General features: G+C 45.1%; 25 protein-coding genes. 23 read left to right on the plus strand and 2 right to left on the minus strand.

Going from position 1 to position 24,925, the window contains the following annotated elements; genetic code table 11:
* Positions 1 to 22 precede the first annotated feature (22 nt).
* The 14 genes from istB (at position 23) to ACXAGP_RS15285 (ending at position 8,260) form a co-directional block, all read left to right on the plus strand.
* Complete coding sequence (gene istB / locus ACXAGP_RS15220; protein ID WP_475262414.1) at positions 23 to 766, plus strand: IS21-like element helper ATPase IstB; 744 nt, start codon at positions 23 to 25, stop codon at positions 764 to 766.
* A 2-nt stretch (positions 767 to 768) separates the two neighbouring features.
* Entirely contained in the window at positions 769 to 1,248 is a 480-nt protein-coding gene (locus tag ACXAGP_RS15225) for a hypothetical protein (RefSeq protein WP_475262415.1), read from the plus strand.
* Positions 1,235 to 2,218, plus strand: a complete 984-nt coding sequence (locus tag ACXAGP_RS15230; RefSeq protein WP_475262416.1) for a tyrosine-type recombinase/integrase — start codon at positions 1,235 to 1,237, stop codon at positions 2,216 to 2,218. Before ACXAGP_RS15225 ends, ACXAGP_RS15230 begins: the two co-directional genes overlap by 14 nt.
* 111 nt (positions 2,219 to 2,329) lie before the next feature.
* Positions 2,330 to 2,689 carry a toxin-antitoxin system TumE family protein gene (locus ACXAGP_RS15235; RefSeq protein WP_475262417.1) on the plus strand — a complete coding sequence of 120 codons (360 nt, stop codon included), beginning with the start codon at positions 2,330 to 2,332 and terminating at the stop codon, positions 2,687 to 2,689.
* Between the two features lie 2 nt (positions 2,690 to 2,691).
* Positions 2,692 to 3,087 carry an HVO_A0114 family putative DNA-binding protein gene (locus tag ACXAGP_RS15240; protein ID WP_475262418.1) on the plus strand — a complete coding sequence of 132 codons (396 nt, stop codon included), beginning with the start codon at positions 2,692 to 2,694 and terminating at the stop codon, positions 3,085 to 3,087.
* A gap of 129 nt (positions 3,088 to 3,216) precedes the next feature.
* A complete protein-coding gene (locus tag ACXAGP_RS15245; RefSeq protein ID WP_475262419.1) occupies positions 3,217 to 4,017 on the plus strand; it encodes an RHS repeat-associated core domain-containing protein in 801 nt (266 codons plus the stop codon).
* Entirely contained in the window at positions 4,001 to 4,516 is a 516-nt protein-coding gene (locus ACXAGP_RS15250; RefSeq protein ID WP_475262420.1) for a hypothetical protein, read from the plus strand. Before ACXAGP_RS15245 ends, ACXAGP_RS15250 begins: the two co-directional genes overlap by 17 nt.
* Before the next feature lie 178 nt (positions 4,517 to 4,694).
* Positions 4,695 to 5,402 (plus strand): transposase, encoded by a 708-nt coding sequence (locus ACXAGP_RS15255; protein WP_475262421.1) that lies wholly within the window; start codon positions 4,695 to 4,697, stop codon positions 5,400 to 5,402.
* 267 nt (positions 5,403 to 5,669) lie between these two features.
* Entirely contained in the window at positions 5,670 to 5,993 is a 324-nt protein-coding gene (locus tag ACXAGP_RS15260) for a hypothetical protein (protein ID WP_475262422.1), read from the plus strand.
* Positions 5,994 to 6,095: 102 nt separating this feature from the next.
* A complete protein-coding gene (locus ACXAGP_RS15265; protein ID WP_475262423.1) occupies positions 6,096 to 6,635 on the plus strand; it encodes a hypothetical protein in 540 nt (179 codons plus the stop codon).
* A gap of 18 nt (positions 6,636 to 6,653) precedes the next feature.
* Positions 6,654 to 7,013, plus strand: a complete 360-nt coding sequence (locus tag ACXAGP_RS15270) for a hypothetical protein (protein WP_475262424.1) — start codon at positions 6,654 to 6,656, stop codon at positions 7,011 to 7,013.
* A gap of 145 nt (positions 7,014 to 7,158) precedes the next feature.
* The gene (locus ACXAGP_RS15275; protein WP_475262425.1) at positions 7,159 to 7,503 is read left to right on the plus strand and encodes a hypothetical protein; all 345 of its coding nucleotides are present in this window, start codon (positions 7,159 to 7,161) and stop codon (positions 7,501 to 7,503) included.
* A gap of 60 nt (positions 7,504 to 7,563) precedes the next feature.
* Positions 7,564 to 7,884 carry a hypothetical protein gene (locus tag ACXAGP_RS15280; protein ID WP_475262426.1) on the plus strand — a complete coding sequence of 107 codons (321 nt, stop codon included), beginning with the start codon at positions 7,564 to 7,566 and terminating at the stop codon, positions 7,882 to 7,884.
* 52 nt (positions 7,885 to 7,936) lie between these two features.
* Entirely contained in the window at positions 7,937 to 8,260 is a 324-nt protein-coding gene (locus ACXAGP_RS15285; protein WP_475262427.1) for a hypothetical protein, read from the plus strand.
* 81 nt (positions 8,261 to 8,341) lie between these two features.
* Here the strand turns inward: ACXAGP_RS15285 and ACXAGP_RS15290 are convergent, their stop codons facing one another.
* Positions 8,342 to 8,563: a hypothetical protein gene (locus tag ACXAGP_RS15290; RefSeq protein ID WP_475262428.1), complete on the minus strand. Its 222-nt coding sequence runs from the start codon at positions 8,561 to 8,563 to the stop codon at positions 8,342 to 8,344.
* A 30-nt stretch (positions 8,564 to 8,593) separates the two neighbouring features.
* Positions 8,594 to 11,791, minus strand: coding sequence for a two-component regulator propeller domain-containing protein (locus ACXAGP_RS15295; RefSeq protein ID WP_475262429.1), 3,198 nt, complete (start codon positions 11,789 to 11,791; stop codon positions 8,594 to 8,596).
* Positions 11,792 to 12,240: 449 nt separating this feature from the next.
* Between ACXAGP_RS15295 and ACXAGP_RS15300 the strand changes: the two genes are divergently transcribed.
* The 9 genes from ACXAGP_RS15300 to eda all read left to right on the plus strand — a co-directional run bounded on the left by ACXAGP_RS15300 (position 12,241) and on the right by eda (position 24,920).
* Complete coding sequence (locus ACXAGP_RS15300) at positions 12,241 to 14,046, plus strand: Ig domain-containing protein (protein ID WP_475262430.1); 1,806 nt, start codon at positions 12,241 to 12,243, stop codon at positions 14,044 to 14,046.
* Between the two features lie 67 nt (positions 14,047 to 14,113).
* Positions 14,114 to 15,589, plus strand: a complete 1,476-nt coding sequence (locus ACXAGP_RS15305) for an FG-GAP repeat domain-containing protein (RefSeq protein ID WP_475262431.1) — start codon at positions 14,114 to 14,116, stop codon at positions 15,587 to 15,589.
* A gap of 608 nt (positions 15,590 to 16,197) precedes the next feature.
* Positions 16,198 to 17,076 carry an NAD(P)-dependent oxidoreductase gene (locus ACXAGP_RS15310; protein WP_475262432.1) on the plus strand — a complete coding sequence of 293 codons (879 nt, stop codon included), beginning with the start codon at positions 16,198 to 16,200 and terminating at the stop codon, positions 17,074 to 17,076.
* Between the two features lie 32 nt (positions 17,077 to 17,108).
* Complete coding sequence (locus ACXAGP_RS15315; protein ID WP_475262433.1) at positions 17,109 to 19,379, plus strand: chondroitinase-B domain-containing protein; 2,271 nt, start codon at positions 17,109 to 17,111, stop codon at positions 19,377 to 19,379.
* 1 nt (position 19,380) lies between these two features.
* A complete protein-coding gene (locus ACXAGP_RS15320) occupies positions 19,381 to 21,627 on the plus strand; it encodes a heparinase II/III domain-containing protein (protein WP_475262434.1) in 2,247 nt (748 codons plus the stop codon).
* A 5-nt stretch (positions 21,628 to 21,632) separates the two neighbouring features.
* Complete coding sequence (locus ACXAGP_RS15325; RefSeq protein ID WP_475262435.1) at positions 21,633 to 21,977, plus strand: cupin domain-containing protein; 345 nt, start codon at positions 21,633 to 21,635, stop codon at positions 21,975 to 21,977.
* Positions 21,978 to 21,980: 3 nt separating this feature from the next.
* Positions 21,981 to 23,288, plus strand: a complete 1,308-nt coding sequence (locus tag ACXAGP_RS15330; RefSeq protein WP_475262436.1) for an MFS transporter — start codon at positions 21,981 to 21,983, stop codon at positions 23,286 to 23,288.
* A 4-nt stretch (positions 23,289 to 23,292) separates the two neighbouring features.
* Positions 23,293 to 24,234: a sugar kinase gene (locus ACXAGP_RS15335; protein WP_475262437.1), complete on the plus strand. Its 942-nt coding sequence runs from the start codon at positions 23,293 to 23,295 to the stop codon at positions 24,232 to 24,234.
* 68 nt (positions 24,235 to 24,302) lie between these two features.
* Positions 24,303 to 24,920, plus strand: a complete 618-nt coding sequence (gene eda, locus ACXAGP_RS15340) for a bifunctional 4-hydroxy-2-oxoglutarate aldolase/2-dehydro-3-deoxy-phosphogluconate aldolase (protein WP_475262438.1) — start codon at positions 24,303 to 24,305, stop codon at positions 24,918 to 24,920.
* The last annotated feature ends 5 nt before the right edge of the window (positions 24,921 to 24,925 follow it).

A 24,925-nucleotide genomic window follows, 5' to 3' on the forward strand; every position in this document is an offset into this window, starting at 1 on the left:
ATGCCAATGGGAGAGCACCATCATGAACATTGAACAATTACAACTTCTGCTGCAAGAGCTGCGTTTACCGGGAATGGCTGAAGCATTGGAGCAGATATCTGCAACACCTTCTCTGAGAAAAAAGTCGTTTGAAGGGCAGTTATTTCATCTGCTGGATGCTGAAAAACGTTACAAATCCAGAAAGCGGCAGGAGCGACTCAGAAAGGCAGCAAAGATTAAACAGTCACAGGCGGATCTGGTAGATATCGATTATCGGCAACATCGAGGTATCGACAAATCCTACATGGAAAGTTTGATTCAGTGTGATTGGTTAGACAACTATCAACATCTTATTTTTACGGGAGCTACGGGCACCGGAAAAAGCTGGTTGGCGTGTGCTTTTGGCAATGAAGTGATCCGGCGCAATCAATCTGTTATCTACAAACGATTTGGATTGCTTCTCGAAGAGCTTGATATCGCCAGGCGGGATGGCTCTTTACCAAAGCTGAGAAATCAGTTAGCCAGAGCAAAATTGCTTATTCTTGATGACTGGGCGATGGTGCCGTTAACCGATATTGCTCGTCAGCAACTACTGGATTTAATTGAAGACATTACAGGCTCTGGCTCTTTGATTATTACCTCTCAATTACCTGTAGCGAAATGGCACGAGTACATTGGTGAAGCAACGTACGCCGATGCCATTATGGACCGCATTGTGCACCGCGCTCATAAAATTGAGTTACAGGGTGATTCCATGAGGCGACTCAATAAAGTCGTTGGAGGTTAATCATGACTGACGAGATTGTAATTGATGAGCTGGAAACACTGATAACCCCTATCGATGTAGATGAGCTTTACTTGCAACAGCTTTTTAGCATTTATCATCAACGCCTGATTGCCAACAAGGATGCGTGTGTAAAGCTTAAGCGTCGAGGTATCGATAAGAGCCTGATTGTACAGCGCCAGATTGGACTGTGCGACAGAAAGCTGAATCGTTATGTACAGCCATCAGACTGTCCTGACGGTGCCGGATTTCGAGGTGCGCTTCGCAGAGCGGGGCTAACTAAAATCAACGGCCATGAGTTATTCCGTGGTTGTGTGGTTGAGCCTGTGTTTGATGCACAAGAGCTGGTTGCAGCCTGCGGCATAAAGCTCATTTGTCCCAGTCGCCCGGCTCCAAGAATTATCCAGTGGTATCGGCGTAAGGTATATGCCCGCCCTGTTCAATTCAGGCTGATGGTCTGGGGAGCGCGTTATGTTGCTGACTAAGCCAAAGATACCGCTGCTCAGCAGCTGCATTTCCTATTATCTGTCGCTGTGTCTGGCAAAAGGACAAAGTGCAAATACGGTGACGGGCAAGCAGTATGCATTGTCGCTTTTTGAACGCTGGGCAGCACGCTACGGTATAGAACGCGCTGACGGTATCGATATTGATGTACTGGATAATTATCAGCAGCATCTCCATCTTTACAGAAAGCCACGGGACGGTGAGCCGCTGGCAAGGGCAACCATACGGGACAGATTGACAGCGGTAAAAGTGATGGTACGCATCTTGTTTACCAAAGGCGTGTTACCCTGCAACAAAACAGAACAGTTCGAACTTCCTAAAAAAGGACGACGATTACCGAAACCAATCCTCAGTGAAAGTGAGGTCAGGCAGGTACTCAATCAGGCCTGCTACTATGGCGCTCGTGGTATCCGTGACCGGGCCATCATGGAAACGTATTATGCAACTGGCATGCGCCGTGCTGAGTTACAAAGACTGGCACTGGATGATATTGACTTTGAGCAGTATCAGATTCGGATAAATCAGGGAAAGGGCTTTAAAGACCGATACGTGCCAGTTGCCAGAGGCCCCTGCCTCTGGATTTACCGCTATATCCGGGAAGTACGTGGTGGCCTGTGCAATGAGAATTCAGGAAAGGTGTTGTTTCTGGCCAATAACGGTAAGCCATTTCGGGTTGCTCAGTTATCTGAGCTTGTCACCCGATACATCCGACTTTCTGATATTCGCAAGAGTGGCTCTTGCAATCAGTACCGCCACGCGGCAGCAACACATATGGTAAACAACGGGGCTGATATCCGGCATGTGCAGGAGTTCCTGGGGCATGCGGACTTATCAACAACTCAGGTATATGTGCACGTGAGCATGGCGAAATTAAGGGAGGTATATCAAAGGACGCATCCGGCGGCATTAACTGATAATGGTCGCTTCCGAGACGAAAGCGATCATACTTAAATCACGCAAGAAAGCGCAGGAATACGGATGTTAACTCATGAACACGTATGCCTATTAGACATAAATGAAAGGCTATGTTATAGTCAGGTCATAACATATTGGAGGGAACTCTTGGACGCTGGTTTGAGAAACCTGTTGGATCTGCATGGAACCGAGGTTCATAGAGACGATGGTTATTGGTGGAAAATTGAAGTTTGGGAAACTCATATAACCAAAGAACGACCACATGGAATTCGTTACAACCTGACATTGCATAACAAATATAACAAACGCGTGTTTGGTATGGATAATTCGCACGGTGTTAAGCCCCCAAAGAAAAAAGGCTTCACTGGTAAAAGGCGAGATTATGATCATGTTCATAAATCTGCCTGCGATAAAGGAACGCCTTACGAATTTGTAGACTGTAGCACCTTACTGGAAGATTTTTTCAGTGGTGTAGATGATACGATTAAAGCAATAGAAGGTAAGTAGTTATGAAAGCAAGAATCGGCATTATGTCTGAGCAACTTGTACGTGCCAGAGTGCTTGCGATTGCTCAAGGTAAATATAAGCCAGCGGAAGATGAACCAAAGGTTTGGTACACATCTTTGAATGCTATTTCTCAGATACTCAATCCTGAGAACATTGCGCTGCTAAGATTAATTGATGAAGAAAGACCGGAGAGCCTGTCTGCATTAGCAGATTTATCAGGCCGTAAGAAATCGAATCTGTCAAATACTTTGAAATCCCTGAGTGAAAAAGGTTTTGTGCGTCTTGAAAAAGGTGAAGGGAGAAACCTAAAACCAGTGGCTTTATATACAGATTTTGAGATTATCACTAACAAAGAGTTAGAAGACACTCTCGCTGGTTTGGATCAGCGAGCAGCATAATCAGAATTTGAAATAATGTTTAAGAAGCTCCGCAAGGAGCTTTTTTTTGCTCTTTGAAAAATTGTTCCCTATCTCACACGATTAACTCATATGAACGGTCGGGTGTACGATTATAACCTTGGGCGGTTTTTGAGTGTTGATCCGTTTATCCATCTTCAGGGAGATAGCCAAGGGATAAATCCTTATTCCTACATCATGAACAACCCGTTAGCTGGGACTGATCCAACGGGATATGTTCCAATTATTCCTGTTTTAGTATGGGCTTACACAACCTATGAGACTGTCAACGACGCAAAAGACACATACGATAATTATCAAAATGGTGAAATCGATGGAAGTGATGTGGCTGGCGCAATGGCATCCAGCGTTGTTGAAAATACTATAGGTAAAAAACTCAAGGTTGCTAAAGAAGGGATTGAAAAAGCGCGGCAAGCATTTAAGGGGAATCGTGACAAGCCGGATACATCGATTCAAAATTCCAATAATGCATCGAATACTGACAGCAGTGGTGCCAAGGGAAATGGGGCTGAATCAACGCAAACAGCTAGTAATGCCCCCAAATCTGAATCAACAGCTGATATTGGTTCTCCTAAAGAAATTTCTAAGGCAAAGCGACGAGCTTCTAGGGAGGCTCAAAGGAAAGCCGGAATTCCTACATCTAAACCAGGGAAAAATTCTCAGAATCCGGGGGGACAGAACCAGCCTCGACATCAAGTTAAGGAAGGAGCTGATGGTAAACCTGATTCAGCAGGGGTTGTAGATGGTAGAGGAGACCATAATAATGGGGAAGGTCACACTCCTTACCATGTTGAAGCTGGTGAACTTAAATCGCCAGCAACTAATAAACAAGGGACTCCAAGGATTAAGAACAATAAGGGTAAGTCAAGTCAGAAAGTAAAAGTGGAATATGAAGATGATATTAAGCCGTAAACTAAAAAAAAATTGGCTCCTTTTAAAGCGAGAAAGGCTAAAGGTTGAAGATGAACTTACTAATAACTTGTCTTCGATTTTTGAAAAATCTGACTTTGAAAGATTTGATAGTGATTTGTCGATAACCCTCTGGGAGCGTTTGTGCAGATTATCTATTGACAACAAAGGTAAGTTGGTGGCGAATGGTGCAAAATATTTCGATGCTCCTAAGCCTTATGCTGAATACTTTAGTAAAATCAAGCAGTCCTTTTCTCACTGTGAGAATGAAGAAGTATATGTCTTGCCTAGCAACTGGGTTTATGCCGGTGGATTTACAATAAAATTAAAATCGCTAATTGAAAAATTAGACGAAGTGCTTTTTGCAACAGATGACGATTTGCAAATTTATTCTTCTGAACTTAACAATTCAATTATACTTTCGGGCGATAGACATGGAGAATTTTTATATCTATTAGAGGTTTACTGTCTAGGTAAAGAGTGGGAAAACCTGATTGGATAAAGGCAAAAATAGTTAACAGAATACCCGTCCTAAACTTCAAGAAACCCGCACTTGCTGCGGGTTCTTTTTTGTTCGTTTATTATTCGCAGTTTCACCAGCCGGAATAAAAGGGGTCAGAGCCGTTTTAAATGGTCTATACTGAAAGGTATGGGCCATTTTTGTTTTTGGAGAGGGTATCATGCCAAGAAAACCGCGCGCTTCAGCGGCTGGGGTGCCTGAGCATGTCATCCAAAGAGGTAATAATCGACAGGTTATTTTTGCCTGTGAGGATGATATGAAATGTTACGTCACCTGGTTAAAACAATACGCTAAAAAGTATGATGTTAAGGTTCACGCCTGGGTGTTGATGACCAATCATGTGCATTTGCTTTGTACGCCCTCAACAGCAACAGCCATATCGCAAATGATGCAATCTCTGGGGCGCATGTACGTGATGTATTTCAATAAGGCCTACAAACGAACTGGCACGTTATGGGAAGGTCGATATAAGTCCTGTCTGGTACAGGAGGAAACTTACCTTCTGCAACTCTATCGTTATATCGAGTTGAACCCAGTACGTGCCGGAATGGTGGAGGATCCGGCTGAATATAGCTGGTCGAGTTATCAATGTAATGGCTTAGGTAAAAAGAGTGAGTTGCTGACTCCTCATAGTTTATACCTTGCCATGGGGCAGAATGAGCAAGACAGACAAAGCAGTTACCGGGAACTGTTTCAACATCACGCTGAGGGTAAATTGTTGGAAGATATTAGAAAAGCAACAAATAAAGGCCTTGCACTGGGAAACGAAAGGTTTATCGCTGACATTCAGGCAATCACTGGCAAACGATTAACGGCAGGTAAAAGAGGGAGAAAAGTCGGCTGGAGGAAAGCAAGCAAAGAGGAATGATAAATAAAACGGCTCTGGCCCTATTTATATGCTATTTATATGACCCTATTTATACTATTTATAGAATGATATCAATTTAATATGGCAGAGTCGTTTGATTTTGCGGATTGTAATGCTTTTGTTTGGCGGTCAATTAAGGAGTTATTTTTCCAGATTTTGTAGAGTTGTGATTGATGAATGTTTGAGTAAAAAAATTCAAACTATCGCCAAATCTAAGGTAAAATCTGCGGCTATCTATTATTGCAATGAAGAACATAAGGACAGATCATGAAAACACTAATATTTGCAACGGCAGTGATGCTTGTATCTTTTTCCAGCTACGCAGGCTGGTCCGGAACGGGCAAAGTGGTTTCTTTAACTTCTCACAATGGTATGCACGTGATCAGCACAACCATTGAGGATATAACATGTGATGGCAGTGGCAAGTTTTGGTGGCCAACCAATGATGAGGATTCCGATGATATGTTGGCTATTGCCTTGGCTGCATTGATGGCTGAAAAAGATGTGCGCCTTGTGCATAATACTGAAACGCCAGAATGTGTCTTCAATGTATTTAATAAAGCCACGCATATTCAAATCAACGCCAATTAAAAAGCTTCCTTTTTACCAGTAAGTAGTTGCCAGGATATTTCGAGTCTTTCAATGGTTAATAAAACATATAAAGTTTTTATAGTGCTATTAAGTATTTTGCTAATGAGTTGTGCAACTCAACCCCAGTTATCGAACCGTGTAGAGGTTAAGTGGCCAGAGCCTGACAGATTACGTTTCTCGGGCAAAGGTTCTGGTGCTGGCATGATGCTTATGTCGTCTATGGGGCCAGCGGGTATTGCCGTTGGCATCGCTATAGATGAAGGCATAGGTAAAGAGATTGAAGAGCAGCTGTTGGCTGATGGATTCGATTTCAAATCCAACTTTCGCTCACAGCTAGAAAAGGCTACGTCAGCACCCGCTGAAGCGCCAACGGTTAGTGCAATTTCTGTTCTACGCTATGGTTTTAAAACCTTTGGTCGCGCAGATTTTTCAGATCCCATTGCCCCGGAAATTCAGCTGCAATTTGTTTATTCGGACGGTAGCAGTAAGCAAGTGCGGTATCCTGAAGATTTTGAGGATGACGTTGTCCTGATTTCTTTAGACAATGCAAAGAGTAAAACGTCCGTTGCTGGTAGCGCTCTGGAAGCCGCGCTGTCAACCGTTTTAGCAAAAGTGTCCTGCCATAGTTGTGCAGAACATTAATATTAAAGGAATGTTTAAATGACAAAGCAATTTTGGAAACCCATTTTTACGACAGTGATTCTAAAAGTTCTATTACTTGCTCCGCTCACTTCAAACGCTTCGGCGTATTGCACATTCGAGGAAGTCACAAATGTACGAACAGGCGGTAATAATGACTCGTCATGTTACATGTCTGTCAAAAATGGGGAAATAGGTGTCTCGCAAATTAAAATCTGTGAAAACAGTGATGGATCTGCAAGTGATCGGAACTTTGCGATTGCGACGACGGCGCTTGTAGCGAAAAAGCGGATTCAAATCTATTCGCAAAGTATTTCGAGTTGCGACGAGATAACCAAGTGGTTTAAAGATGTGACTTTACTGACATTATTGGCGGATTAAATTACATATGTCGGGGTTAGTTTCAGTAAACCTTACACCGTCGAGATTAAAGGTGGAGAGCATGTAGAGCTTATCTAAAAACAGGTTTGTGAAAAATAAAACGGCACTGGCCTTCATAACTTAAACTTTAATTCAGGAGTACATAATGAAAACAATTAAATTATTAACTTTTTTAGGCATGTTCTTGTCATGCAGTGCAGCGCAGGCTGTAAACGTTTGGACTGATGATAATGCCTGGGGAGAGGGGGTGGATGTCGCCCATGTTTATCTGCAATTTCTCAATGAACGAGTCGTATTCAAAACGAGTGATGGAACAAGCTATTCCTATTCCTGGGATTCTGAACCAACTGAGCAAGAAGCTATTTCTACCAACGCGCAAGCCGTTTATTCAATGCTGCTAACCGCCTTTGCCAGTCAAAAGAATGTGAGTGTGTACTACGATAACGAATCCAGTGTCAGAAACTTCACGCTGATCAATATTCACAAGTGATTGTTGTTGAATTTAAACAGCCCTTCGTTCAACACCTTTTCAATCTAGATCGGGATCTGTATGAAATTCGGTTTAATGTTACTGAGTGTTTTGTTAAGTAGCGGCGTGTCGGCTGCGACTATTTCTTCAGATTGGGTAAAGGTGAAGAGCGTACGGGCCATTGTTGACGGTAATGTATACCTTGAAACAGAATCTATTGCTATGTGTGAAACTGATACTTTCTTACTGAAAGTAGACAGTGAGCTTGCCAGTGCCAGTTATGCCGCTTTGCTTGCTGCAGCCACTTCAGGCAAAGATGTGAAGCTGCAAACCTGGAAAACCTGTGCCGAAAACGACGGCTGGGGAACTGAAGTGCAAGCCATAACGGTGCAATTTTTCTGATGAGTTTGTTGCCGATTAAACAGCTTTGTAATCTAAAAAGTTTGGGACACCTATGAAAAAACTAATTTTTTTGATGCTATTTTGTTTTGCTGCTTCGGTTTCAGCGAGTTCATGGACGGGGAATGTAATAGTGGAGGAGATCTATCCTTCGCTGGATACACAAAGCGTCCTGTTTAAATTTACCAATATGCAGAATCCGACGGAGTGCAATGGTTTTAACTATTACATCTTGAAAAAAGATAACCTGATGTTTGAACAATTGTTTGCCTTGCTGATGTCTGCACAAGCCAGAAAGAGCTCGGTCAATGTGCGTTTGCACGGCTGTGGTGGCAACAACAATGAGTTTCCATTGATATACACCCTAATATCGCAGTGAATCCAGTTGGGGCTCGGGGTTAGGTGAGCTGAAACCTGACACCGTCCTCATTTGCATTGGCAATCAGTGTTCCGTGGAGAATTAGCGGCTGTTTTTAGTTAAAAACGGCACACGCCCAGTGATAACGATTGAATAGGCGAAAAAGCCTAAAGCCGAAAAGATAAGAGTGCTGATACCAATTTCTGTCCACTGAGCAGTTGCCAGATTGTAAAGCAAAAAACCAATAACCATCAGGGTGGGGCTGGCGCATAGACCGATCATAACTCGGACATTGGCGGGCAGTTTGGATTGTGAGACTGACATAATAGATTCAATAATTTACCAGCGCTCAGCTTAATCTGGATTGCGCTTAAATTCCAGGACAAAGCAGGTTCCATGGCCATATTCACTTTCGCAATAGATGCTACCTTTTAGGCGCACATCGATCAGATTCTGAATAACGTGTAAGCCCAGCCCTTTTGCGCCTTTGTTTCTGGCAGTGGTATAAAACGGATCGAAGATGCGTTTTAGTTTATCTTCCTGAATACCGCAGCCATTGTCTTTTACTTCGATGCGAAGCTTATCTTCTCGCTCAGTAACCAGTATTTCGATGCGCCCGCTGAGCCGGCCTTCGAAGGCGTGAATGAGCGCGTTCATCAGCAAATTTGTGAGAATTTGTGCGATGGTACCAGGATAATTGTCCAACCATAGCTCTTTTGGACAAGTGAACTGTAGTTCAATATTTTGCGCTTTGAGTTGTGACTTAATACTCAGAGCAATTTCTTCGATGTAACTGTGAAGTTCAAATTCGCGGCGCTGATCAGACACTTGATCCACCGCAACCTCTTTGAAGCTGCGCACCAGTTGTCCGGCTTTTTCCAGGTTGTTTTGGATGAGGGCGGCATTTTCACTGATTTGTTCAATGTGCTGACGCATTTCGGTTTTTCTGATTTTGCCTTCTAACAGGGATATTGCTAATCCCGTGCTATTGTCTTGTAGTGTCGATGCTGCGGTGATACTGATACCCAAAGGGGTGTTGATTTCATGAGCAACCCCTGCCACCAGGCTGGACAAAGCGTGGAGTTTTTCTGATTCGATGATTTGCTTTTGGGCTGCAACTAATTCATCACTGCGCTGCTGCACCAGGCTTTCTAACTTGGCTTGTTCACGCTTTAAAGCGCGAGTGCGCAGCTTTATCCATATCAGGACTATGCCTAAAACGAGCGCGACGCAAAGGATTTGGAACCAGTGGCGTTGCCAAACAGGGGGAACAAGAGCAATGTGCAGTGACGCCGGCTTTAAGCTCCAGATACCAGCGCTGTTGGCTCCTTTTACCTGAAACTGATATTCACCCGGTCGCAACCCCGTAAAGCGTATCGTGGGTTCGAATATAGGAGCCGACCAATCGTCATCCAAACCGAGTAAGCGATATTGGTAGCGGTTATTTTGGGGGGCCACTAAATCCAACGTGGCAAAATCAACTCTAATCTCCCGTGTTGCAGAGGGCAAAACTAACGTTTGATTATCTTTTGGGGATTGCAGTTTTTGAGGTTTACGGTCTATCCAAAGTTGCGTTATATGTGTTTTTGGGGGAGCCTTTTGGGTGTTCAACTGAGACAGGTTTACGGTGGTATAACCACCACGACCACCGAATACAAAATGGGCTCTGTTTAAACTTACTTTACTGTTGCTGCTGAATTCAAGACCGTGTAAATCGTTTGTCTGAGAATAATTAACAAAATACTGTTCTTTGCGACGGAATTCATGCAGGCCAAAATCCGAGCTGAGCCAGAGGTTGCCGTTGTGATCCTCCAGCAGGGCACGGATATTAGTATTAGCCAAGCCGTCCTCCACATCATAATGAATAAAGTTAGCGTTTTGTTCGTCGAGACGATCTAAACCGGCCTCTGTGGCTACCCAAATTTGATTGTCACGGGTTTGATAAATATCGTTGATACTGTTACTGGATAACTCAGCTCCTCCGAGATCACGGTTCTCGTAGCGAATGAATCTTTCTTTAAAGGGAACATATAGGTTTAATCCACCGCCGTTCGTTCCTATCCAGATGCGCTTTTGACGGTCTTGATATATTTTTGTAGCGGCGTTATAACTCAGTGAAGTCGGCTCATTAGGGACATTTTTAAAGTGTTGAACTTCGCCATTTTTTACTTTTACGACGCCTTCCAGTTTTAATGCCAGCCACATCGCACCATCATGATCAAAAAACACTTGGGAAATACCAGGCGAATTGATACCCGGTAAACCGTGATAGCGTTCCACTTCTCTGCGGTTTTTGGTAATACTAAACAGCCCGTCCTCAGAGGCTAACCAAAGTGAGCCATGACGGTCTTCTGTGATACCCCAAACTCCCTTTATGTCCAATGTTTTGGTGGGGTAAAACGGTTCTGGCGCACTACCTGTGGACTGTTGCAAATAGAGTCCATCTTGGGTACCTATCCATACTTTTTCTGTACTATCAACGTAAAGGCTCAATACTTGAGAGAGGCTGCCAGCCACCCCTTGTTTATCGATGTATTGGGTGGTGGCACTGAACAAGCCCGGTTTAAACTGGATTTTTGCCAATCCTCCGTAGCGTGTGGCAACCCACAATAAGCCATTGTTATCAAACCGTATGGCGCGTAAATCATCCTGGCTCAGGATGACAAAGTTCCCTTCAGAAGTAAGGGGTAAAAAGCGCTTCTTATCGGGCGAAAACAGGTACAGGCCTTTTTGTGCACCTACCCAGATATGGCCGTTTGCATCCTCCTGGATGGCAGTAATACCCGAGTGTATGGGAGTATTTGAGGGTTCATAAGCACTAAAAACACCCGTTTTACTGTTAAATTCGCCAAAACCTATTTCCGTGCCTACCCAAAGTCGTCCGGCTCGGTCAGTGTATAGTCGGCGAATCAGGGAGTTGTTCAGGCTATCGGGCTGTCCCGGTGTGTGGTAATAGCGTTGGAAGCGACCTTGCTGTCGATCCGTGAGTTTGTTTAATCCGTCACTGGTGCCAGCCCAAATATAACCTTCGGCATCTTCAGTAATAGACCATACCCGGCTATGGCTGATACTTTGCGGATCGCTTTTATCGTGTAGGAAGCTGCGAAAGCTTTTATCCTTTTCGTTGAAAAGCGCCAGCCCACCGTTGTAGCTTCCAACCCAGATCCGCCCCTGTGAATCTTCATATATGGTTTGTATTCTGTTGGAGCCAATACCATTCCCATTGCCATCATTTTTGAAAACTGCCAGCGCTTGCAAGTTTTTGTCATACAATGCCAGGCCTTTCCCCCAGCTGCCTAACCAAAAACGGCCCTTGCTATCGATAAAGGCGTTACTGCTATCGGTAGTTGCTATGGTGAAATCGCTTGCTCCCTCGGCACTGAAGGTGTTGAATCTGACGCCGTCGTAGCGCACCAATCCCTTTGGGGTGCCCAGCCATAAAAATCCTTTTTCGTCCGTCATTAATGAATAGACACTGGCAGCAGGCAAGCCCTCGGCTACCGATAACCTCTCAATGGAGGTAAATACCGCCTCATTGGCAATCGCGCGCAATGGCAGCCCCATAAAAAAGGAAATAAACAGTGTTATCACAAGATAAGAAGTAAAGCAGGGTTTAAAAACGCGCAAGGAATATGTCACCAAGGTTCAGATGTCTATCATTTATCCTAGCAGACAATAGTATCTGAACAAGATTGTGCTTTTGTGACGTGATAGGTTACGACGCAATCACGATTGATTTGGTAATAGCCTCTTTTTTTGCTAAACCTCAAACCCGATAATTATAAATGAGTTTATCGGGGTTTAAGTTAATGATCCGAACTAAGTTTCCGCTTTCCTTCAAATTAAGTTTCTTATTCTCAGTCGCTAAATATGTAATAAATAGTTACTAAATTGGTCGGAGGATGAGTGTTACTTCTCTATTTCGGTTCTTCGTATTGCTGAAGGTATGATTTTGTGATTAAAGTTATATGATTTTGTAACTATTTACTTGGTAAACCTTTATGCCTTTTTTATTCCTTAAAAAATACATTGCTGGTTGCTGGTCATTTAAGAAATTGCTGTTTTTTTTGATGTTGCTGCTAGGCTTTTCAGTGAACGCTCAGGAGAATCCTTGGGCCAGTTGTGTTTCTGCAATTGATTACACGCATGCGCCAGGCAGTTCTGAAGAGATACGAGTTTTTGATAAATTTCAGCGCGATATAACCCACGCGGGAATTGCGTTGATGGATTGGGAAGGGTTTGTCGATAATCCGCATTTTGAGTTCACATTACATCCTCCTGAAGGTGTGGTTTTTCCAATATCGGTAGAGATCAGGGCGAATGATGCACCGCGACTTTATTTGTTACAACGTAATCGTTTTGAACACCCCTATGATATATGGGATTACTTTTCGGTACACAATGAAACCGGACCGCTTTGGGGAGTTGAACTGAGAAGTTGGAAAGGGGAAAACATATTAGGTGGGGTGTCTCACGATCTGAGTGATGAAGCTCTCCGGGAAATAGGGTTAATTCGAGAATACCGTGTTTTTTATGAGCATGACTTTCCATTGCGATTGTTCACAGGTATTCACCCAGACAGAGAAGCAGGGGATGAGCAGTATCAATTGCAAATAAAAATGGTTGATCAGGAAGTCAAAACCTACGAGCAAACTGTCAATGTATCCGTTTGCGATCAAGATATCCCCGACAGGGAGGTGGAATTTCAGTTTCATTTGGACTATTCGGCAGATTTTGATGGATACCTGGAAACCACAACTGATGGTATGAAGGTCAAAGAGGGGCATGAACGAATTCTCAATGATTTGGCCTATTTTTTTGAAGATATGCAGTTTGATACCATCGAAGAAGGGGGCTGCAGCGCGTTTGTTAATTGGACGGTGGAAGATCAACCGGGATATAAAGCGAACAGCAAAGCATATAGCAATGGCTACTATCTTTTTATGGCTTCTCATAGTGGTGGTGGTGGACTTTCAAGTACTACAGTACACACTTCCAATGGTGAAGCTACAGATTTTCCAGCTTGTGGTTTTTGGGGCACCAACCCTAGAGATGAGCTGAGTACTTACGTCAATACTCGAATTTACCTACCTGAGGATGATTGGTGGCGCACCAGTACTTATTTTAAAGTTTGGGGGCGAGACGGTGAGTGTTTAGGCGATTCGCTAGGTGATCCAGGAAACGGCTGTATTGAATGCCCAGATGATGAAGAATGGTGTGGTCATATACGGGGGGATTTCTACTGGCCAAACTTGCACGAACTCAATCATGGCCTAACCATGAGTACGGCTTGGCCCCGCTGGAAAGAATGGTTTGATAGTGACACCTTATGTATCGATGATGAAGCCTCGATAATGCAATTTGGCTCGTGTTTACCCATGTATAAAACTGATCACGTTGTGACCTCTGGTTTGCGCACTGAATCCAATAAGCCACCCGATATTGGGCGTACTATGTTCAAGCGCTACGATTTGTTGCTGATGCAAGCTGTGGGTTGGGAACTGAGAGATACCACCATGCTTACAGCTCTCTCCATTTATTCCAGTGAATTTGAGCAAGGTCAAGTTGGAGAGACGTACGAAGCACAAGTTGAAATAATGGGGGGGATCCCGAGTTATGTTGTTCGAGTTGTATCGGGCTATTTACCACCGGGTTTAAGTCTCAATAGTTTCAATGGGAAAATTCAAGGTACACCAACTCAAGCTGGAGATTTTGATTTTGAAATCGAAGTACTGGATTCAGATCAATACAATGTGCTGAGAAGAAATGGTGTTAAAAAACAGTTCAATATGGTGATTTATGATTAAGAAGCAGAAATTAAATCGCCTTAGGCTCATTTTCATTGGGTTAACAATGTGTTTTGGGACATCTGTTTTGGCGGCGAGTCCTGAAATATTATCCCCTTTGGGTCCGGAAATCTTAGAGTCAGAATCTGAACCTCTTGGGGAAGGAGCGCTAGTTACGTTTCGTTGGAGTCACCCACCCGAAGCGGATGTCAACGACTGGGCAATATATGTAGGCAGTACGGTAGGGAGTTGGGACTATCGACGCATTACCCACATGAATCGCTATCATTACGTCTATGAAACGTTACCGGAAGAAGAAGCACTTAAAGTGGGTATCCCAGCCGATGGTCGAACGATTTATGTCCGTTTTTTCTGGATAACTGAGGAAAATGGTACACAGTATACCGACTTGGAATACATTACTCCCAAATACAATGTAATAGACATTGATGGCGATGGATTGAGCGAGTTTATGGATGAGGATGATGACGGTGATGGTGTTAACGATGTGGATGACGCTTTTCCCAATGACGCTACCGAGACATCTGACTTTGATGGTGACGGCATTGGAGACAATGCGGATCTTGATGATGACAACGACGGAGTTGCAGATATAGACGATTGTGAGCCTTTGGATGCTAGCAACAGTGAAAACTGTGCAGAACCCGGCGATGGCAACGACACAGCATTCACCGCTTATGATTACACCGGGGATGGCAAAGCCGATGTAGGGGTGAGACGAGCCAGTAATTTTTATCAGTATATCGCCAGCTCAGATGATGGTGACATTTTGCGTCACCAGTTTGGCCGAAGTAGTGAAGATATTAGCGTCAGTGGTGACTTTGATGGGGACGGTATTGCAGATGTTGCCGTTCGTCGTCCCTCGAATCAAATGTGGTACATCTTGAATTCCTCCGACAGCGAAATCCAACGCATCAATTTTGGATTGCAAGCGGAAGATATCCCTGTACCCGCTGATTACGATGGCGATGGCATTACCGATATCGCCGTGAGACGTCCTTCTAATCAAATGTGGTATATCTTGAATTCCTCCGACAGCCAAATCCAGCGTATTAACTTTGGTTTGCAAAACGAGGATATTCCAGTTCCCGCAGACTATGATGGCGATGGTAAGGCCGATGTCGCTGTGCGGCGGTCGTCAAATCAAATGTGGTATATATTGAATTCATCAGATGGCGAAATTCAACGCATTAATTTTGGGCTGCAAGAAGAAGACATTCCGGTACCTGCGGATTACGACGGTGATGGCAAAGCCGATGTTGCGGTGCGCAGAGCGTCGAATCAAATGTGGTACATATTAAATTCTTCTGATAATGACATTCAGCGCATTCGATTTGGCTTACAGGAAGAAGATATTCCGATTCCTGCTGATTACGATGGCGATGGTAAGGTCGATATCGCTGTCAGGCGGCCATCCAATCAATACCAATATATTCTGAGAAGTAGTGATGGCGAAATTGACAGAGTGTTGTTCGGCAGAGATGCCACCGATATGCCACTTGCTGCACCCGTAATGACCAGAATGTCAGCCACCGTAAATTAATATCTTAATAACAGGGAGCGACCGCTCCCTGCATTCCAGACTCTTGCCTCGCTTATTTGTCCTGAACGACAAGCAATAGCGCCTTCGATTGTCGTATACAATCTCTTCTCATTGGTATGCCAAAAATGCATTTTGGTATAGCCAGATCTTGTTTTCCTGACCGATTTATTACTTATTTAATTGATTCATTGATAAAACTCTTGCCTTGTTAAGTAAAGAAATGGGGTGGTTGAACATGCTTATTACCAAAGATGAATCTGTACATTTAGTAATGGGCCACCCAACTAATGTTTAATTTTTACCTTCTTAAAGTGTTGATATTATTGGTTTTTTAATTTCTTTTGTCTTTTTTTTACTAACGCTTTTCATGCTTTTTAATAAATTTCTTTCGTCACGTGTTAACCGATTACTTGATTGGTATTATAAATTGGTTGACAAAATGGTAATACAAAATTACTGTTTTAACGTGTCTCTATGTGGCGACTAATGGTAAGCATATTGACTGCAAAAGAATGAATCGTATTTTTTGCGTGTGGTTGGCCAGGTTTGTAAGCCGAAGTTTGAAAGACGCAGAAAGTGAAAAGTGCAAGTGTAATCAGGAGTAATTCATGTCTAAACCTGTTATTGGTTTTATCGGTCTTGGCCTTATGGGCGGCAACATGGTGGAAAATCTGCAAAACAAAGGATATCCACTGATTGTTATGGATCTGAACAAAGACGCTGTCGCAAAATGTGTTGAGCGAGGCGCACAAAGCGCAGCTTCGGCACAAGAGCTGGCTGCGGGTGCAGATATTGTGATGTTGTGTTTGACCACTTCGGAAATCGTCGAAAAGGTCATTTACGCTGAAAATGGCATCTTGGCAGGCATCAAACCCGGCGCAGTGTTAGTGGATTTCGGAACCTCCATTCCCGCATCCACACGTAAAATTGGGGCTGACCTGGCGCAAAAAGGCGTTGGCATGATTGATGCTCCACTTGGACGTACCCCAGCGCATGCGAAAGATGGGCTGCTCAACATTATGGCCGCCGGTGAATTGGACACCTTCAACAAAGTTAAACCTGTACTGGAAGACCAGGGGGAAAATGTCTTTCATCTTGGTGCACTTGGCGCAGGGCATACCACAAAGCTCATCAATAACTTTATGGGTATGACAACCGTTTGCGCAATGTCGCAAGCGTTTGCTGTGGCACAACTTTCAGGTGTTGATAAGCAGCAACTGTTCGACATCATGTCTACCGGGCCTTCCAGTTCTCCCTTTATGCAGTTTTGTAAAAACTATGCGGTGGACGGCGTCAGTGATTTGGGCTTCTCTATCGCCAACGCCAATAAAGATTTGCATTACTTTTTACAAATGCTTTCAGATCTGGGCACCCAATCGGATATTGCCCAAGGTAGTTCAGGCTATCTGCAGGCAGGCGTCGACGCTGGAATGGGCCGAGGCAATGTGCCTGAGATTTTCGATTATTTCCTGAAACTCGAAAAATAATAGTTCTGCCGTAACAAGGTGAAGTGGTCGCTATGCAGTTGCTAAAAAGTAAGATGTTGAAGTGGTTTTGGTTGTTGGGTTTTCTGACCTGTTCGGCGACCGCAAACGAGTATTTTGTTGCGGATCAACAGGCCTATCAAAATATCCTGCCAAAGCTGGTGGCAGGGGATACCGTGGTACTCAAAAACGGTGTTTGGCAAGATTTCGAAATCTTGTTTGAAGGTCAGGGTACTGCCTTTGCGCCGATTAAATTGCAAGCCGAAACTAAAGGCAAGGTGATTTTGTCCGGGCAGTCCAATCTGAGGTTAGCAGGACAGTATTTACAGGTTTCTGGCTTGGTGTTTAAACAAGGGTATACGCCTACCAGTGCAGTGATTGCTTTTCGTCGCGATAAAAACAATCTGGCCTTTCGCTCGCGGGTAACCGAAGTGGTTATTGATAACTACAATAATCCCGACAAGCAAGAGTCGGATTATTGGGTAGCCCTGTACGGTCAATACAACCGCTTTGACCACAACCATCTGGTGGGTAAACGCAACAAAGGGGTAACCGTCGCTGTCAGGTTAAACAGTGCGGATAGCCAGAACAATTACCATCAAATTGATCATAACTATTTCGGCTATCGCCCGGTATTTGGCTCTAATGGTGGTGAGACATTGCGCATCGGCACCAGTCACTTCTCTTTGACTGACTCCCACACCTTGGTGGAAAACAATTACTTTGAGCAAACCAATGGCGAAGTAGAAATCATTTCGGTGAAATCGGGTAAAAATATCTTGCGTGGCAATGTATTTTACGAGGCGCGTGGCACGTTGACCTTACGCCATGGCAACGGGAATCTGGTGGAAGACAATATTTTTATTGGCAACGGGGTGGATCACACGGGTGGGATCCGCGTTATCAATAAAGATCAGATCATTCGCAATAATTATCTAGAAGGGTTAACCGGTTATCGTTTTGGTAGTGGATTTACCATCATGAACGGTGTGCCTGACTCGCCCATCAATCGCTATCATCAGGTAGAGAATGCCCGGGTGGAACACAACACTTTTATAAATGTTCAACACCTACAACTGGCGGCCGGAAGTGATGCTGAACGCAGTGCGGTACCGATCAACAGTCAATTGACTGATAACCTGGTGTTTAATGAGTCTGGCGTTCAACCTTTCACCGTATTTGATGATGTCAGCGGAATTAAGATAACCGAAAACGTTGCCAATAGTGCTCCTGTTGCTGCTGTAGATCATGGTTTTGAGGTACGAGAATTAGCCATGCAACGGCTAGACAATGGCTTGCTGTATCCGCTGTCCGAGCAAATTCAATCAGGTGTTAGTCGAGATCTCAAGGTCTTGAAAAAATCAGACGTGGGTGTGGGCTGGTACTCTAAAACGCCAGCTATCATTGCTTTTGATTCCGGTAAGGTTATTCCGGTCAGTACCACTTCTGAAGCGCTAATGTCTGCGGTTGTACAAGCTAAATCGGGTGATACTCTGCTGCTGGAACCCGGTGCGTACATCGTACCTAAATTGATCACTATTGATAAAACCCTGACCATCAAAGCCAAACAAGCCCAACAAAGCATTCTTTCATTTGAGCGCAGCAGTTTGTTTGAGATCCGGGATGGCGGCAATTTAAAGCTGGATGGTCTGACGTTATCTGGTGTACACAGTCCTGATGCGGCGGGCAATACGCTTCTGCGCAGCAAAAAATGGGGCATGGTGCACAATTATCGTTTGCAGGTGCTCAACTGTGTGATTGAGGAGTTAAACGTCAATCATAGCTTTGATTTTTTTGCCACGGGCAAGGGCGCGTTTGCCGATGAAATCATTCTGATCAACAACGACTTTAGTGACATCAGTGGCAACATTTTGCGTCTTAACAGTGAAATTGAAGATCTGGGTATCTACAACGCTGAATATGTCACCTTGCAGAACAATCGCTTTAGAAATGTGGCCGGAGCAATCGCGGCACTTTATCGGGGGGGCACCGATGAAAGCACATTCGGTCCACATTTCACCTTTGACAACAACCAACTTGAAAAGGTGGGCTTTGGTAAACGCAATAAACAAAAAGCCAGTGTATTTTTGCACGGCGTACAGGTGGCCAATGTTACCGCTTCGCGCTTTGAGCAGTCTGCCCCTATTGTTATCGAGCACACCGTTGGTGAACCGAAATCCCGCATCGTCGGCAATGAGTTTATTACTACTGATGCACCTGAAATAACTGAGCTACGGGTGTCTGGGCCACACACTGCCGTGTTGGAACAGAATCAGATTATTCAGTCGTCTGAGGAGAACCGCTAAGATGTACCAAGCGCTGGCCAGGTTGATGAAAAAATCGCTACAGGCGTTGGTTTTACTCTGTCTCGCTGGCTGTGTTTACACGGCGAGTGTGCAGGCTCAACATCCAAATCTGGTGCTCACCAGCGAAGATGTGCGCGCAATGCGAGAGGCTGTAACTCAATCAGGCGGTTTCGCTGAGGCTTATCAGGAACTCGTTAGTCAGGTTGAAGGCCAAATGTCCCAACCAATCCAGGTGCCCACGCCACAAGATGGCGGTGGCGGTTACAGCCACGAACGGCATAAGAAAAACTATCAGCTGATGCACAACGCGGCGGTGTTGTATCAATTAACCGAAAACACCGTATATGCGAAGTTTGTTGCTGATATGCTGCTTCAATACGCCGCAATGTATCCCGATTTGCCGCTGCACCCTAAGCGTAAAATGAATTTTCAAAATCCCGGAAAGTTGTTTTGGCAAAGCCTCAATGAAGCGATGTGGTTGGTGTATACCATTCAGGCTTATGACATGATCGCTGCAAGCCTTGAACCAGCTGAGAATGCATCTATCACGCAAAAGTTATTGCGCCCGATGGCTTTGTTTTTGTCAGAAGGACAGCCTTCCACATTTGATAAAGTACATAACCACGGCACCTGGGCAACGGCTGCAGTGGGCATGACAGGTTATGTTTTAGGTGAGTCTGAATGGGTAGAGAAGGCATTATATGGCTTGGACAAATCGGGAAAGTCCGGTTTTTTAAAACAGCTGGATGAATTGTTTTCACCTCAGGGATATTACAATGAAGGGCCTTATTACCAGCGCTTTGCGTTGTTGCCTTTTATCACTTTTGCTCAGGCAATCAACAATAATCAACCCCATCGGGATATTTTTAAACATCGCGATGAGGTGTTACTTAAAGCTATCGATACCACTGTTCAGCTCAGTTACAACGGTTTGTTTTTTCCTATCAACGATGCCATCAAATCAAAAGGGCTAGACACGATTGAACTGGTGCACGGTGTGACACTGGCTTACAGCATGACAGGTGATACCGGTTATTTGGATATCGCACAAAAACAAGGACAAATTGTACTCACCGGAGCTGGCTTAAAAGTGGCACAGGCCCTGGAAGCGGAGTTAGCTACGCCTTATCAGTTCAAATCGGTGGCCTTTGGTGACGGTGCTGATGGCAAACAAGGTGCACTGGTAGTAATGAGAAGTGCTGACGCCAATCAACCTGGCGCAAACAATGGCAGTGCTGTTTTGTTTAAACCCGCTGCCCAAGGCTTAGGGCATGGTCACTTTGATAAACTGACCTGGCAGTTTTATCACAAAGGCGCAGAAATCGTATCTGATTATGGCGCAGCGCGTTTTCTGAACGTTGAAGCTAAATATGGCGGGCGTTATCTGCCTGAAAATACCAGCTACGCCAAACAAACAGTGGCTCACAATACCTTGGTGGTGGATGATACCAGCCACTTCAACGGTGAGTTGGACAAGGCCAATCGTCATCATCCCACTCTGAAGTTATTTGCAACAAACCAGTTTGGCACGGTGGCCAGTGCTCAAATTGATAGTGCTTATGCCGGGGTGAATTTAGAGCGCACCATGGCGTTATTGGATATTGCCGGACAAGCTAACCCTGTGGTGCTGGATATTTTCAATGTGAGCAGTGATAGCGCACGTCAGTTAGATCTGCCTGTGCACTATCTCGGGCAACTGATCAGCAGCAACTTTAAACGCCATGCCTGTACCAGTCAGTTATCGCCCTTAGGCAGCGCCAACGGCTATCAGCATTTGTGGCTCAAAGCCCAAGGTAAGCCTGGTAAAGGTATGGCTAAGGTCACCTTGCTCAATGACAACGGCAGTTTTTATACTTTGAGCACCTTAACCCAAGGCGATGAGCAGTTCTTGTTTACCCAAATTGGTGCGAACGATCCGGACTTTAACTTGCGCAATGAGCAAGCCGTAATCCGTCGTGTTGAGGGAGTCAAACAGCATACTTTTGTTTCTGTTTTCGAACCTCATGGGGACTATAACCCAAGCAAAGAATACACCCTTGATGCCAGTAGCAAACTTTCTGCAATCCATTATGAGACAAGAGGTGAGTTACTTCTTGTGCACCTTGTTCTCGATGGCACTGACTACCTGATAGCGATAGATAAGCGCAAGCGAGCAGAAGGTGTCAAAACCGCATTTAAATTTAAAAATCAATCCTATTCACTCAGTGGCCCCCTGGCGGTCTACCTGATGAACAATGACCTGGAGTAAGTGTTATGCAAAAGCAAAGTGAGCATTTCCTGTTTGCAAATGAGACCGAAATTGAAGACTTAGGAGGCGGCCTGAAGCGGCAAATGTTGGGCTACAATCAAGAAGTGATGGTAGTGAAGGTCTGGTTTGATAAAGGCGCTGAAGGTTACGTGCACAAACATCGTCACTCCCAGGTTACCTATGTCGAATCAGGGGAATTTCACTTCAGTATTGACGGCGAGGTGAAAGTACTTAAGCCAGGTGATAGCTGCATGATCCCACCTTATGCGGAACACGGTGCGGTATGTCCTACCGGTGGTGTTTTGATTGATACTTTCAGCCCTGCTCGGGAAGACTTTTTGGAGGCATAAGCTGTGAAATTTCAAGGTTTACGTTGGTGGGTGATAGCGCTCATTGCTATCGCCACCATCATTAATTACATCGATAGACAAGCCTTAAGTGTGCTGTGGCCAGATATTGTCGAAGATTTATTCCCTGATGAGTCGGCGCTGGAGCGGAAACAGATTTACGCTAACATCTCAGTGGTGTTTGTGTTTGCCTATGCGTTTGGACAAGCGATATTCGGTAAAATTTTTGATTGGGTGGGTACCCGTATCGGTTTTGTGTTGTCCATCGGTGTCTGGTCTTTGGCCACTATTGCCCATGCGTTTGCGCAAGGCGTAATGAGTCTGAGCATATTCCGCGCTATTTTAGGTGTGGCAGAAGCTGGAAACTGGCCAGGTGCGGCTAAATCCAATGCCGAATGGTTTCCCACGAAAGAGCGGGCTTTGGCACAGGGTATTTTTAATTCGGGTGCGGCCATTGGCGGCATTATTGCCATTCCTCTGATTGCCTATCTGACAGTTTATTTTAGCTGGCAAATGGTGTTTGTGGTGGTGGGCTCTTTGGGTTTCATCTGGCTGTTGCCGTGGTTAATTTTAGTTAAAGCGCCGCCGGGTAGCCATCCCTGGATCACTGAAGAAGAGAAACAGTATATTCTCACCGGACAAAAGGTCACTACTGAAGAAGTTGTGCAAGATGCTGCTGAGCAAGAAGAGTATTGTCCTGATTTGCGAGAGTTATTGTCGCGCAAAGAAAGCTGGGGCGTGATCATTGCGTCTGCGGCAATAGATCCAATCTGGTGGCTCTTTGTTTTCTGGATACCGATTTACCTCAATGAAGTCTATGCCATGGATGTTCAGGCCATCGGTATTTATGGCTGGGTGCCTTATGTCGGTGCTATGTTTGGCGCCTGGTTTGGTGGCATTCTGGCACAGAATCGTTTGAAGGCAGGCTGGGACACAGATAAAACCCGTAAACTTACAATTACCCTTGGTTGTTTGATCATGCTTCCCGCGTTGTTGGCAATGGCCAATCCTGGTGAGCCCGAAATTGCGGTATTGATCATGGCGGTGATCTTGTTTGGATTTCAAACGGCTATTGGCAATGTACAGACGCTACCCAGTGATCTGTTGGGCAAAAAAGCGGTGGGCACCTTGGCGGGCTTTGCTGGCATGGCAGCCAAACTCGGTGCGGTGGGTTTAACTTCATTGGTGCCGGTATTAACTGCGGATGGCAATTACACTTCTGCCTTTGTTATTGGCGCGACCTTGGCGATTACTGCGGTGGCGGCTGTATGGTTCTTGATCCCCAAAATTACACCGCTGAGCAAGGTGAAATAGCACCATGAAAACCATCTATTTTATGGGAGAGTGCATGATTGAGCTCAAGCCCATTGAACAGACGCTGATGCAACAATCCTTTGCTGGTGATGTGTATAATTCTGCGGTGTATTTGAAGCGCAGTTTTCCAGACATCAACTGCGCCATGGTCACGGCTGTAGGCGTAGATGCTATGAGTGATAACATGCTGCAGGTTTTTGCCCGGGAATCGTTGGACACGCAATTTGTTTTTCGTCATCCGGAAAAGGTCCCCGGTTTATATCTCATAGCTACTGATGTGTCTGGTGAGCGCAGTTTTACCTATTGGCGCAGTGATTCAGCAGCCCGAAAAATCCAGGACTTCTTAGTGCCCGAGGCGGTGCGACAGCTTGCAAGTGGCGACATGTTTTTTCTCTCCGGGATTTCACTGGCGGTGATTGAAGAGTCGGCGCGGGGAGGCTTTTGGCGAACTCTTGAGGGACTGAAACGCGCCGGTGTCAAGATTGTTTTTGATCCCAATTATCGCGCCAGACTGTGGCGTGACAAAGAGCAAACCAGAAAACAATACGACAGTGCTTTTCGCCTTGCGGATATTGTTCTGCCCGGATTAGAAGATCTCAGCGAGTTATATGACTTTGATTCAATGGCTCAGGTACTGAGGTTTTGCCAAGGCTACGATATTACGGAAATCATCATTAAAAACGGTCCAGAATCTGTGGTTTCCTGGTGTGATGGTCGCCATGCTGAGCATCAAGTCACACCTGTTGAGAAGGTCATCGATACCACATCAGCTGGCGATGCATTTAACGGCGTGTACCTGGGGGCGCGGCTTTCGGGTATTACCCTGGATGCAGCAGTGCAACTGGCCGCAGCGGCTGCTAGCACTGTGATCCAGCACCCGGGGGCTATTGCGCCAAAACAGGCTTTTATTAATGCCATGCAGGAGGCCGGACTGACACCTGCTTAATACGCATAAGCACCTTTAATCCGTCGAGCCATCGGCGCAATCAACACACAACAAAGAGAGAACGAACAATGACCTGTTTTTCGGAACTGATGTCAGGGCAATCGCTATTGCCAATTATTCAGGCCAATACCCCAGAGGAAGGTATCAATATAGCGCATGCGATGAGCAATGCCGGACTTAATTTAGTAGAGGTGGTGTTGCGTACAGAGGCGTCGCTTGAGGCGATTGTGGCAATTAAGCAGGCGCTGCCTTCTCTCAAAGTCGGCGCAGGTACGGTGACTGATGAGGGGTTATTAAGGTCCGCTCTTGAGGTAGGTTCTGATTTTATCGTGACGCCCGCGGTGTCCGAAAAATTATTGGCTGCATTAGCTATTACCGAGGTTCCTGTGTTGCCAGGCGTATCTAATAACGGTGACATTATGTTGGCTAAAGAAGCCGGGTTTGAAGAATTGAAGCTCTTTCCGGCGGAATTGTCCGGCGGTGTGCCTTTCCTGTCAGCTGTGGCGGCGGTATTCCCACAATTGCGATTTTGTCCCACCGGCGGTGTAAAGCCCGCTAATCGACGAGACTACCTTGCGCTGAGCAATGTGTTTGCTGTGGGGGGAACCTGGGTAGCAACTCCGGCATGGGTGCAACAACAAGACTGGTCTGCAATTACTACTGCGTGCCAAGAGGCCCTTAACTAAATCTA

The sequence above is a fragment of the Planctobacterium sp. AWM4_229 genome (genome assembly GCF_056160305.1).